Raw genomic sequence first — 12,062 nt, 5'->3', positions numbered from 1 at the left:
AATTTTTTTCTTAAATATTCAAGAATTTTACGATTTTTTTACTTTTTCTCTAATAAAATCTCTAAACTCTCTGTAATTACATGGCATATATCCTCAGTTACAGAAATAGGATCACTGGTAATTGTTGTATACCCCGTTTTACTCACCATAACTACGTAATTACCAGTTCGTTCATGGGCTCCAACAAAAATATTAGTTCCTGATATATTCTCGAGTGTTTCTTTATATTCATTATCCATAGCAACTACTGTAATACCATCTACCAAAAATGTGGCATCCATAGTGTCTTTAATCGTTACTTCTAAACCTGGTCTAGCTTCTAACGTGCATAAAACAGGGTCTTCTGTTTTATCGTCATCATTACAAGCTACACAGAGTATTAATAAAAGTAAAAAAAACTTTTTCATTTATTTTAACTTTATAAGTTATTACTTGTACATAAGATGCTTTTAAAAAGCTATGGTTGCGTTTTTTTAACATTCTCTATACAGTATTTATTACATACATAAACCACAAAAGTTATATATTAGTACAACATTTAATAAAAAATGCATCCCACATGGGATGCATTTTTTATTATTTATCACAAAATTATCTGGCTATAAATCGAATTTAATTCCTTGAGCCAATGGCAATTCTGTAGTATAATTTATTGTATTGGTTTGACGTCGCATGTAAACTTTCCAAGCATCTGATCCTGATTCGCGACCACCACCTGTTTCTTTTTCACCACCAAAAGCACCACCAATCTCGGCACCAGAGGTTCCTATATTTACATTAGCAATCCCACAATCTGATCCTGCATGAGATAGAAAACGTTCTGCTTCGCGTAAATTATTTGTCATAATTGCAGAGGATAATCCTTGTGCCACTCCATTTTGAGTTTCGATAGCATTTTCTACATCACCACTATACTTTAACAGGTATAATACTGGTGCAAATGTTTCGTGTTGTACAATTTCAAACGAATTATCAGCTTCTGCAATAGCAGGTTTTACATAACATCCACTTTCATAACCTTCTCCAGAAAGCACGGCTCCTTCTACCACAATATTCCCTCCTTCTTCTACTACTTTTTGTAATGCATTTTGGTAACCTTTCACTGCATCAGTATCTATTAATGGTCCCACATGATTATTTTCATCCAGAGGATTACCGATTCTCAACTGTCCATAAGCTGCTACTACTGCATTTTTTACTTTATCATAAATAGATTCATGTATAATCAATCGGCGTGTCGAGGTACAACGTTGACCTGCGGTTCCTACTGCACCAAACACAGCTCCAATCACAGTCATTTTAATATCTGCATCCGGTGTAACAATAATTGCATTGTTTCCTCCTAATTCTAGAAGTGATTTTCCTAAACGTTGTCCAACGGTTGCTCCTACAATTTTACCCATTCTGGTAGAACCTGTAGCAGAAATTAAAGGAACTCTTTTATCTGTCGTCATCATCTCTCCTATCTTATAATCTCCATTAATCAAACAAGAAATTCCTTCTGGCAGGTTATTATCTTTTAAAACTTTGGCAATAATATTTTGACACGCTATTCCACAAAGCGGTGTTTTTTCACTAGGTTTCCATACACATACATCTCCAGAAATCCAAGCTAATGCAGTATTCCAAGCCCATACTGCTACCGGAAAATTAAATGCAGAAATAATCCCTACAATCCCAAGTGGATGGTACTGCTCATACATTCTATGACCTGGTCGTTCTGAGTGCATTGTTAAACCATGCAACTGTCGTGACAATCCTACAGCAAAATCACAGATATCGATCATTTCCTGCACTTCTCCTAAACCTTCTTGATAGGATTTCCCCATCTCATAAGAAACTAATTTCCCTAAAGGTTCTTTTAATTCTCGTAATGCTTCTCCGAATTGTCTTACGATTTCTCCACGTTGTGGAGCTGGCATTATTTTCCAGGTTTTGAATGCTTCAGCTGCAGTTTGTATTACTTTTTCATAATCTTCTGCTGTTGTAACTTCTACTTTACCTATCAATTCTCCATCTACAGGTGAATATGATGAAATCATTTCTTTCGAAGAGAGCCAGTTTGCTCCAGTTGAAGTCCCTTTATTGTGTTCAGAAACACCCAATTGTTGTAGTGCTTCCTGAATTCCGAAATCTAATATTGCTGTTGCCATGTATAAGTTACTTTTTGAAAACGTAAAGATACTGTGTTTTTATAATGAAAATATTATTTACTCTTCCGACACTACTATTTTTAGTTATTTTCTTATTTATGAGACTAAATTTAATCAAATTTTCTCTTTTAGTTTTCAAAAAAGAAATAATTGATTTTCTCGTTTCCTTATCCTGTGGTATTACCCCACTTCTTTATAGGTGTTAACCTATTATTTTACCGTTAAATACCTCTTACATTTTATATGTTAAAATCTAACTTTTATAGTTACTAACTTTTAAATATAAAATCATGAAAAAATTATTTCTTTTAACCTTTATTTTCTTGAGCTCAACTCTGGCTTGGTCCCAGATTTCGCAAGAAGAAGCCTACAAAATCTTAGTAGAAAAACAAGTTATTCCAGAAGGACGAAACCAATGGGTATATGGATTACAAAAACCAATTCCTCCTAATTACAAGATCAAAAGTTTCAACAAAACCATAATATCTTCAAAATTTGAGTCCTGGTTGTTTTTTATTGATGAGGATCCTTATGCAAACTGGGAGCATCCTGCAAAATACATATTCTTTGATATTCGATCTGGTGAGTTTGAGATCAAAAGAGCAACTACACCTCCTGATATAATTCACGAGATGAAGATTTTTAAAAAGTATATCGAAACCAGAGAGCGTTTTTTAGATTTTGCAAAAACAAATACTATAGCTTGTGGAACATCCAGTAATAAATATGCCGTTATTATTAGTGGAGGTTGGAATCAAGGAAATAATCATATTCGGTATTGGAACGATTGCTCTTTTGTATATAGTACATTAATCAACAAGTATGGATATGACGAAGCAAATATTTATACGTTAATGTCTGACGGAACCAATGCTGCAGCTGATATTTCTAACGGAACCAATTCTAATCCAGATTTAGATGGTGATGGGGACAACGATATTCAGTTTTCTGCAACAACAGCAAATATTACTTCTGTATTTAACACGCTTTCAGGAATTTTAGATGAAGATGATGAATTATTCATTTTTACTACAGACCATGGTGGTGTAGATGGCTCTGGGACTTCGGCATGGGATACATTATTATACTTATGGGGAGAAACAATTACCGATGATCAATTTGCAATAGAAGTAAATAAGGTCAATGCCGGTAAAATCTCTATCGTTATGGAACAATGTAATAGTGGTGGGTTTATTGATGATCTATCTGGCCCAAATAGAGTAATTGCAACTGCAGCAAAACATACTGAATTGTCATGGGCAGGCCCGACTATCAATACCGACGAATTTGTTTATTATTGGACTTCGGCAATGAATGAAGCGTTGCCTTCTGGTACTGTGGTGAATCCCGATACAAATTCTGACAGTGTAATTAGTAAACGTGAGGCATTTGATTATGCAGAAGCTAATGATACCAAATCTGAGACGCCACAATTTGATGAAACACCAATAAATCTCGGGGATCAACTTACATTAAATGGAACAGGTGACCTTTATATTAAAGATAATCGTGCTCCTTATCACAGTGTGACTGATTCTGGTGTAGAACCTAATACTTTTGGTGGACCTATGTGGACAAGTAGAGATATTTGGGTACGACAAGATGTGGATGGAGGTACAACTCATGAAAATCCAGAGTACAAGACAACAAGTCCTAATGGAGTATATGTACGAGTTAAAAATAGAGGATGCGCTCCTATCTCTGATGGTAAATTAAGAGTGTATTTTTCTAAAGCTTCTACCGGATTATCCTGGCCAACACACTGGTCTAATTATTACGATTTTACAACAAGTGGTTCCTATATATTGCATGGAGATGAAATTACTAATATGCCCTTAAGTATCCCCACACTCAATCCTGGAGATGAAACCATTATTGAAATCCCTTGGTACCCTCCTAATCCAAATGATTTTGACCATGACATACATCATTTTTGTCTAATTGCCAGAGTAGAATCTCAAATTGACCCTATAGGTCTAGAAACTTCATCAGTCAACAGTAATACAAAAAACAATAACAATATCGCCTGGAAAAACATCTCTGTATATGATGTAAATCCTTCTAATAATATTGAGTATACAAATGTCTATATCAGAAATACTTTTAGGAAAAAAGAAGATATTATTGACTTGTATTTTATGGATGGAAATTATGGTACTTCAAGCGAAAATCCTTTCTTGAGAAATGGAACTGTAACTGCAACTATGGATCCAGAATTATTCGAAAGATGGCCAAAAGAAGGAGAAGGAATTAAAATTATTGATAAAAACACCATTCAGATTTATAATTCTAAAGCAGTTATGAAAGGAATTCACCTAAAACCAGGAGAATCTTTTTCTATGCAAATGCGATTTAAGTTAAATGATAACAAACCTTTTAGAAGGCCTTTTGTTTTCGATGTAATTCAAAAGAATAAAAGAGGGGTTATAGGAGGGGAACGTTTTGATATTGTATATCAGAATAAAAAGGAAAACCCAAGACAGGATATAATTGCCGATAATATTGCATTATCTATTTTTCCTAATCCATCAAACAAATTCTTAAATATCAGTTTTACAGCTACAAAACCGAATACTGATGTTTCTGTTTCAATTCGAGATTTTGAAGGGAACGTACTTATTTCGAATCATAAAAATCTTTATGATAAAGGAAATCACATAAAACAAGTAAATATAGCATCTCTGAAAAAAGGAATTTACTTTTTGAGACTTACTATGAATGGAAAAACTATTGTAAAGAAAATCTTTAAAAGATAATTTACAGCTAATCATCTACTGTAGGTTTAGAAAAAGGGATTCAAAATATTTTGAATCCCTTTTTTTAACCCTTAAAAACTAGGCTAAAAAAGAAATCGCTCAAACAAGATTTCTCTTGTAGAGCGATTCCCAACTAAATAACCAACCAAAAAGTTAATATTGTTAAGTGCTACCTTACTTTTATTTTGAAAGCTTCATAAAATCAGCTTTTTTTATTCTTTTATTTTCATTCTGAGTTGGTTTTCCTTTCTCAGAACTCTTAAATTGTATATGTCCTCTACCTACAAATTGGTACACAGTTTCAGAGGTAGGATGAAACAATTCTATTTTACTATCATTGATAACGGACAACTCGAAGAATTCATTGCCCAGATAATCGTAATCAAGTGTTAAAGTTTTCCTATCAAAAGTGTTAATAATATCATTAATCTCATAATGACCGGTATAATCATAGAAGATATCGTTAATAGGAATTCCATTTTCATCCTGAGAACTTTTAAAATTTTCTCCAGATCCGAAATATGAGAATTTCAAATAGTTTTCGTTATCAAACTCATTTAATACCCCAAACTCACTGGTAAAAACTTTTTCCCATGTTTCATACTCTTGCAGGAAATAATGGATATTATCATAAAACACCTGATCATAATCAAAATTATTACGTTGGTATCCAACCAAGAAATAACTGGTATTCGTTACCTTATCATATACTTCTATCTGATTATTTGATAATTGAGTAATTACTAATTTATATACACCATCGATATCATGGTCTATATCCAGATCCATTCTATAGGTATCATAGAAACCAACATTTAACCCATAACCATTTCCATTGCTTCCCATACCAACTAGATTATTATTGGCATAAAATTTCCCGTTTCGGAAAGAAACTGTAAACGCTTTTTGTAAAAACGGGATCTCGCCATTACCTTTTGTGCGTTCGATATCTACATACCAAACCTCATAGGTATTCAATAATTCGTTTAAAGTAATTGTGGGTTCCTCTACATAAACATCTTCTTCGATAACAACCTCTGCTACACAAGAAGTTAATAGTATTGAACTTAAAAAAATAACCGAAAGTAATTTTAGCGTTTTCATATGCTGTGTGTTTTCAATTTCATTTATTGAGAACCAAAACGCGTGCCAAAATTATAAAAACCTGATTATCAGGTTTTTATTTTGAGTTGTATTTTTCCTACTTTTGAACTCACAATATTTTTTATGGAAAAAAAGCCAAAATTTGCAGTACTGGGAGGTGGTAGTTGGGCAACTGCCATTGTAAAAATGCTTACCGAGAATCTAAATGAAGTTGGATGGTATATGCGAAGTACCTATGCTTTAGAGCATATTAAAAGACAACAACACAATCCTAATTATTTAAGTTCGGTTGAATTTAAAGTTAAACAACTTAAACTTACCAATGATATAAATGAAGCTGTTACCTATGCAGATTATCTGATCTTTGCTATTCCTTCTGCTTTTCTAAATAGCGAACTCAAAAAACTAACAACATCTTTAAAAGACAAGGTTATTTTTTCTGCTATAAAAGGTATTGTTCCAGAGACAGGGCTTATTGTAGGAGAGCATTTTCACGATCAGTATGACATTCCTTTTAATAATATCGGGGTGATTACCGGGCCATGCCATGCAGAAGAAGTTGCACTAGAACGATTGTCATATCTTACTATTGCTTCTAATGATGAAGAAAAAGCCAAAATAATGGCGAATCATTTAAGTAGCGATTATATCAAATGCAAAACCAGTGATGATATTATCGGTACCGAATATGCTGCAGTACTCAAGAATATTTATTCTGTAGCAGCAGGTATTGCACATGGTCTTGGGTACGGTGATAATTTTCAGAGTGTTCTTATGAGTAATGCCATTAGAGAAATGAAACGTTTTATTAAAAAAGTGCATAAAATGAAACGTAACATTAACGATTCTGCCTATTTGGGTGATTTATTGGTCACCGGGTATTCTATTTTCTCTCGTAATCGAATGTTTGGTAATATGATCGGTAAAGGCTACACAGTAAAAAGTGCCCAGATGGAAATGAGTATGATTGCCGAAGGATATTATGCTGCAAAGACTGCATATGAACTCGATGCAACAAAAGCTGCTCGAACGCCTATCATTGATGCAGTACATGCTGTATTATATGAAAATAAAAATCCGAAAAAAGTATTTAAGAAACTAACCGATAAGCTAGACTAATTATTCTTATCTTCATGCCACTGATTTTTACTATCACCCTATGAAGAAGCTTATTGAAACGTTTTATACCGGATTAAGCAATCTCGATGCCGAAACCATGATATCATGTTATCACGATGATGTGGTTTTTGAAGATCCCGGTTTTGGAAAACTAAAAGGAAATCGTGCAAAAGGCATGTGGCGCATGCTATGTAAAAATGCAAGAAATTTTAGAGTAGAGTTTTCACACGTTGAAGCTAATGATCAAAAAGGATCTGCGCATTGGGAAGCATGGTACTCTTTTAGTAAAACAGGAAGATCTGTTCATAATAAGATTGATGCTCAATTCGAATTTAAAGATGGTAAAATCATAAAACACACAGATGATTTTAACCTGCATCGATGGGCTTCTCAAGCCATAGGATGGAAAGGTGCTTTGCTCGGTGGAACTAGCTTTTTTAAGAAAAAACTAAACCAGCAAACCAATAGAATGCTTGATAAATTTATGACCTCCTGATCTTAATACCTTACCCTATGAGTACATTACAAATCACACCACCTATTGTATCCGTAAACTGGCTTTCTAAACATCTAGACCATCCCGATTTGGTGATTCTGGATGCTACAATCAAAAAAGTAACTGCTCAAGACCAGCCAAAAAATTCGAATCTAAAAATCAAAGGAGCTCGATTTTTTGATATTAAAGGTGTTTTTTCTGATCCAACCACCGATATCCCTAATATGCTTCCTTCTGCAGAAGCTTTCTCAGAAGCTTGTAAAACACTTGGGATTAGTTCTCATCATACCATAGTGATCTATGATACATTAGGAATCTACTCCAGCCCAAGAGTACGATGGATGTTTACAACCATGGGGCATCAAAATGTTGCCATATTAGATGGTGGTTTCCCGGCCTGGCAAAAAGCCGAGCACCCTTGTGAAACTGAAGATACCAGCCTACAAGAATACACTCGCGGAAATTTTGAAGCCAATTACATTCCTAACTTGGTTACCAATGCAAAAACGGTACTTATAGAAATGAATTCTGAAAGTTCTTTAATACTGGATGCGCGTTCCCCGGGTAGATTTACTGCATCAGAACCCGAACCCAGAGAAAGTCTTAAAGGAGGGCATATTCCAAATTCGATGAATCTGCATTACACAAAAGTACTTGATGATGGTAAAATGCGATCTACTGTCGAATTACAAAAAATGCTACAGCATTTTAATATTGAAGACAAAAAACTGATCTTTACATGTGGATCAGGCATTACCGCATGTATTATTATGCTTGCTGCAGAGCTGGCAGGATATCATAATGTATCTGTATATGATGGATCATGGAGTGAATGGGGACAGTTGGATGAAGTTCCTATTCAATGTTAAACAAAAAAAATATCTGCTTAATTATATTATATGAACTGTTTTTTTCGATTGATTTTTTGCATTACCCTGTTATCAACTTCTAGCTATGCCCAAAAAGCACCAAAATTTAGCTTACAAGATTTTTACTCCTATACTTCCGAACTAGAATATACAGTAGATTCTATTTTTAATACATTAAACGATCGACAAAAGGTGGCCCAAATGATCATCACCTCTGGTGGAGAAATAGGTAAGCCAGCAGCTACAGTCAAAAAATTAGCCATGCAAAATGCTATCGGAGGTGTAGTTTATCTAAAAGGGCACAAACAAAAACATACCGAAGACATCAACACGCTTAATGCTATTACTGCAAAAAACAAGACCATCCCGCTTTTGTTTAGTATGGATGCCGAGCCTAGTTTATTCTCTTCCAGGATCAAAGGAGCCCGTAAAGTAGGTAAAACTATTGATATCAAAAACGAAGCACAATCAGATTCTGTAGTTAATATTATCAACCAGGAACTTAGAGATATTGGTGTGCACCACAACTATGCTCCCGTACTGGATATCAGCCCTAATAATGAAGCTATAAAATCCAGAAGTTATGGAGATAATAAAGAAGATGTAGTTCGCCTTGCCAATCAATTTATAAAGTGTTCTCAAGAAAGTGGGATCATAGCCACCGCAAAACATTTTCCCGGTCACGGGCTTGTAAAGGGAGATACCCATAAGCAAAGTGTATATATAGATGGCCCTTTACAAGAGGTAGATAATTATAAAAAAATTATCGAAGATGGTGTGCTTTCGATCATGGTTGCTCATATCACTATTAAAAACAATAAGGAATATGATACCGATGGATTACCCTCTAGCTGTTCTCGAAAAATTATTACTGGCTTATTAAAAGAAAAAATGGGGTTTAGAGGTATTGTTATATCCGATGCGCTTAATATTATGAAAGCCGTTACGATATTAGACAACGCTCCCCTACTCGCCTCTAAAGCAGGTTGTGACCTGATCCTGATGCCACAAAACGAAGTAAAAACGATAAATGCTATCCTTGCCGAAATGAAAACCAATGCAGCCTATAAAAAACAAGTAATGCAATCGGTAAAGAAAATCTTAAGATTAAAAGTATGTGCTGGGGTCATTAAATAAATGTCAATCAAGGAACTATTAAATACGACAGAGCACCGTCCCTGGAAAATCCCAGATAAAAACTGGAAATTCTACCAGGAATGGAATAATGCAATATTTATTCATTGGCAGGTCGAATTATCCGAACTACAAAAATATGTTCCAAAAGAGCTAGAAATCGATCTTTTTGAAGGGAAACCCTGGGTTTCTTTGGTAGCTTTTACCATGGAAAAAATTCGACCTAAACATCTACCGGCATTTCCTCCTATCTCTACTTTTGATGAAATTAATATTAGAACGTATGTCAAGTCTAATTCAAAAACGGGCGTCTATTTTCTAAGTATAGAAGGAGGAACAAGCTTATCCTGTAAAATAGCTAAGGCAATTTCTGAATTGCCATATCGGTATTCAAAAATAACGCGAAGCGAACACCAATATCAGTCAATAAATCCTGAATTTAAGGATGAATTAGACATACAGTTTTCTATTGGAGAAGAAATTACAGAAAAAAGCACTCTCGACAAATGGCTTACAGAAAGGTATGCTTTGTTTCAAGATACAGAGAGATCGATCAATGAATTTGAGATTCATCATATCGAATGGCCAATACAAAAAATCGAGCTTACTCATCTAAAGGTAAACTACCCAAGATTTGATAAATTGATTAAGGAGAAGCCCGATAAAATTCAATATTCAAAAGGGGTAAATGTAATTGCATGGGGGAAGAACAAAAAAGAAAGAATTGCACTATCATAAATACTAGTTTTTATACACCATTACTATGAGAACCATTTTACTGTTTATAGGTATACTAGTCATTCCTTTCATAGGGGTTTCTCAGAATACCGATGAGCAAATCCTAAAAATCAGGGCTGAATTTCAACGTATTAATTCAAATCATCAACTAGAAAAGATGGACTTATACAATGAGGAATTCATGGAGTATACAACAGATGGTGGTGGTCAGCTTACCGGGTATTTTGAAAATGGCCAACTGGTAAAATATATTGAATGGATTGGAGTCTCTCATGGATCTATTGTAATAGCATATTACCTAAAAGAGGGCAAACTGTTTTTTGCTTATGAACAAGAGAATAAGTTTAAAAGTGTTTATGATGCATCTGGTGAATGGATGTCTTTTGACACCTCTTTGCAGCCAGAAACCATATTCGAAGGTCGTTATTATTTTAATAACTCCAGGCTCATAAAAGAACTTAAAAAAGGAGAACGCATGTTTAACCGAGTTTTTGAACAATCAAAATTTTTAGAACATGCACATGTAATGAGTAACACATTAAGAAAAAAAAGATAAAAACATAGCATCCTATCACAACAAAAACAAATCATCTTTTAAAACAGAACTCATGAAAAATAGTCGTACAATTCAATTCGTTGCAGCCTTTGTGTTGCTAGCAATATTTTTAAGCTCATGTACTAATACCACCAAAAAACCCATTGATCACAAAGCTGCCCAAGAACAAAACGAATTGCTTTTTACAAAAACATTACAAACACATCTTATAGCCTTAGAGAATAAGAATCTCGACTCCTTAAAATCAACACTATCTCCAATAGGAGAAATGCAGCTCATTTTACCTGATTCAAAAATTAAAAACACTGTAGATGAATTTGTTGCTTTACACCAGGAATGGTTTAAAGATACTACCTGGACTATAGAGACAAAAATAGCAAATATAAAAGTGGGAGATAAAATCGGAATGGCCGTTACCGAGGCCATGTATAGAGAACCCAATAGAAATGGCAGCCCTTACTTTAATCATATGATGGTTAGTTATGATTTAGAAAAAATAGACAACAAATGGTATGTAATCAAAGATCATGCATCCTCAATAGAAAAGACTAAATCAAAGGCTACCGCAACAGAATAAATAGCACTATAAAAACAGATTGTTTTGCCAAATTATATAGCTTTCTAAATTGAACACAAACTAGTTTTTGTATCACCCTTGTTCGGTATGTAGTTTTATTCGTAATGCAATATAAAAATCAAAAGAAACGGCTCTGGTAGCAGCATGATCTTCTAGACAAACTTTTGCCGCATAGGCATCTACAGTACCATGATACCACTCCCACAAAGCATCAGTTCGGTTTTTAAAACCCATTAGTGATAAAATCGCCATCCCCAGCTCTACACTAAAAAAAGAAGTGTCGAAACCAACCGAGGCTAATTGATTTATAAATCGAGTACCTAATAATTCGTTCTTAATAAGATATAAGATCAAATCCTGATGTGTTGATAGCTTAAATTGCGGAAAAATTTGAGTGTCTAGATCTATTTTCATCTGCTTATATTTATGGTTTCCTTTGATTTAGATAAAATTAGCGTAGTCTCCGGCCTTTGCTAAAACACACATTAGAAAAACCAAATGCATGCCAAGTGCTATCTTCTCAAAAAGAAGCGGATATAAGTGTTTTCGACTTCTAAAGA

Annotated in this window: 12 protein-coding genes; 8 read left to right on the top strand and 4 right to left on the bottom strand. The window is 34.3% G+C overall.

Features of this window, described 5'->3' with window-relative positions; genetic code table 11:
* Window positions 1-38: 38 nt before the first annotated feature.
* Window positions 39-407, bottom strand: a complete 369-nt coding sequence (locus tag ATE84_RS04415; protein ID WP_101446128.1) for a hypothetical protein — start codon at window positions 405-407, stop codon at window positions 39-41.
* 192 nt (window positions 408-599) lie between these two features.
* Window positions 600-2,153: an aldehyde dehydrogenase family protein gene (locus ATE84_RS04410; RefSeq protein ID WP_101446126.1), complete on the bottom strand. Its 1,554-nt coding sequence runs from the start codon at window positions 2,151-2,153 to the stop codon at window positions 600-602.
* 290 nt (window positions 2,154-2,443) lie between these two features.
* Between ATE84_RS04410 and ATE84_RS04405 the strand changes: the two genes are divergently transcribed.
* The gene (locus ATE84_RS04405) at window positions 2,444-4,909 is read left to right on the top strand and encodes a T9SS type A sorting domain-containing protein (protein WP_101446125.1); all 2,466 of its coding nucleotides are present in this window, start codon (window positions 2,444-2,446) and stop codon (window positions 4,907-4,909) included.
* Window positions 4,910-5,089: 180 nt separating this feature from the next.
* Here the strand turns inward: ATE84_RS04405 and ATE84_RS04400 are convergent, their stop codons facing one another.
* The gene (locus tag ATE84_RS04400) at window positions 5,090-6,013 is read right to left on the bottom strand and encodes a nicotinic acid mononucleotide adenyltransferase (RefSeq protein ID WP_101446123.1); all 924 of its coding nucleotides are present in this window, start codon (window positions 6,011-6,013) and stop codon (window positions 5,090-5,092) included.
* Window positions 6,014-6,136: 123 nt separating this feature from the next.
* Between ATE84_RS04400 and ATE84_RS04395 the strand changes: the two genes are divergently transcribed.
* The 7 genes from ATE84_RS04395 to ATE84_RS04365 are packed head-to-tail and all read left to right on the top strand — an operon-like array spanning window position 6,137 to window position 11,502.
* The gene (locus ATE84_RS04395; RefSeq protein WP_101446121.1) at window positions 6,137-7,132 is read left to right on the top strand and encodes an NAD(P)H-dependent glycerol-3-phosphate dehydrogenase; all 996 of its coding nucleotides are present in this window, start codon (window positions 6,137-6,139) and stop codon (window positions 7,130-7,132) included.
* 40 nt (window positions 7,133-7,172) lie between these two features.
* Window positions 7,173-7,628: a nuclear transport factor 2 family protein gene (locus ATE84_RS04390; RefSeq protein ID WP_101446119.1), complete on the top strand. Its 456-nt coding sequence runs from the start codon at window positions 7,173-7,175 to the stop codon at window positions 7,626-7,628.
* A 17-nt stretch (window positions 7,629-7,645) separates the two neighbouring features.
* Entirely contained in the window at window positions 7,646-8,497 is an 852-nt protein-coding gene (locus ATE84_RS04385) for a sulfurtransferase (RefSeq protein ID WP_233195743.1), read from the top strand.
* Window positions 8,498-8,527: 30 nt separating this feature from the next.
* Window positions 8,528-9,634, top strand: a complete 1,107-nt coding sequence (locus ATE84_RS04380; protein ID WP_101446117.1) for a glycoside hydrolase family 3 N-terminal domain-containing protein — start codon at window positions 8,528-8,530, stop codon at window positions 9,632-9,634.
* Entirely contained in the window at window positions 9,635-10,369 is a 735-nt protein-coding gene (locus tag ATE84_RS04375) for a YqjF family protein (protein WP_101446115.1), read from the top strand. It abuts the gene before it with no gap.
* A 25-nt stretch (window positions 10,370-10,394) separates the two neighbouring features.
* Window positions 10,395-10,925 (top strand): hypothetical protein, encoded by a 531-nt coding sequence (locus ATE84_RS04370; protein WP_101446114.1) that lies wholly within the window; start codon window positions 10,395-10,397, stop codon window positions 10,923-10,925.
* Window positions 10,926-10,977: 52 nt separating this feature from the next.
* The gene (locus ATE84_RS04365) at window positions 10,978-11,502 is read left to right on the top strand and encodes a nuclear transport factor 2 family protein (protein ID WP_101446113.1); all 525 of its coding nucleotides are present in this window, start codon (window positions 10,978-10,980) and stop codon (window positions 11,500-11,502) included.
* Window positions 11,503-11,574: 72 nt separating this feature from the next.
* Here ATE84_RS04365 and ATE84_RS04360 read toward each other — a convergent pair whose 3' ends face one another.
* On the bottom strand, window positions 11,575-11,916 hold the full coding sequence (locus ATE84_RS04360; protein WP_101446112.1) for a hypothetical protein: 342 nt from the start codon (window positions 11,914-11,916) through the stop codon (window positions 11,575-11,577).
* Between the last annotated feature and the right edge of the window lie 146 nt (window positions 11,917-12,062).

The sequence above is a fragment of the Aquimarina sp. MAR_2010_214 genome (assembly GCF_002846555.1).
Taxonomy (GTDB): domain Bacteria; phylum Bacteroidota; class Bacteroidia; order Flavobacteriales; family Flavobacteriaceae; genus Aquimarina.
This window is presented reverse-complemented; position numbering and strand designations above follow the sequence as displayed.

Coding starts and splice junctions, on each gene's coding strand:
- ATE84_RS04410 (WP_101446126.1), bottom strand. CDS start 2,153: ATGGCAACAGCAATATTAGATTTCGGAATTCAGGAAGCACTACAACAA.
- ATE84_RS04415 (WP_101446128.1), bottom strand. CDS start 407: ATGAAAAAGTTTTTTTTACTTTTATTAATACTCTGTGTAGCTTGTAAT.
- ATE84_RS04375 (WP_101446115.1), top strand. CDS start 9,635: ATGTCAATCAAGGAACTATTAAATACGACAGAGCACCGTCCCTGGAAA.
- ATE84_RS04370 (WP_101446114.1), top strand. CDS start 10,395: ATGAGAACCATTTTACTGTTTATAGGTATACTAGTCATTCCTTTCATA.
- ATE84_RS04390 (WP_101446119.1), top strand. CDS start 7,173: ATGAAGAAGCTTATTGAAACGTTTTATACCGGATTAAGCAATCTCGAT.
- ATE84_RS04405 (WP_101446125.1), top strand. CDS start 2,444: ATGAAAAAATTATTTCTTTTAACCTTTATTTTCTTGAGCTCAACTCTG.
- ATE84_RS04385 (WP_233195743.1), top strand. CDS start 7,646: ATGAGTACATTACAAATCACACCACCTATTGTATCCGTAAACTGGCTT.
- ATE84_RS04400 (WP_101446123.1), bottom strand. CDS start 6,013: ATGAAAACGCTAAAATTACTTTCGGTTATTTTTTTAAGTTCAATACTA.
- ATE84_RS04380 (WP_101446117.1), top strand. CDS start 8,528: ATGAACTGTTTTTTTCGATTGATTTTTTGCATTACCCTGTTATCAACT.
- ATE84_RS04395 (WP_101446121.1), top strand. CDS start 6,137: ATGGAAAAAAAGCCAAAATTTGCAGTACTGGGAGGTGGTAGTTGGGCA.
- ATE84_RS04360 (WP_101446112.1), bottom strand. CDS start 11,916: ATGAAAATAGATCTAGACACTCAAATTTTTCCGCAATTTAAGCTATCA.
- ATE84_RS04365 (WP_101446113.1), top strand. CDS start 10,978: ATGAAAAATAGTCGTACAATTCAATTCGTTGCAGCCTTTGTGTTGCTA.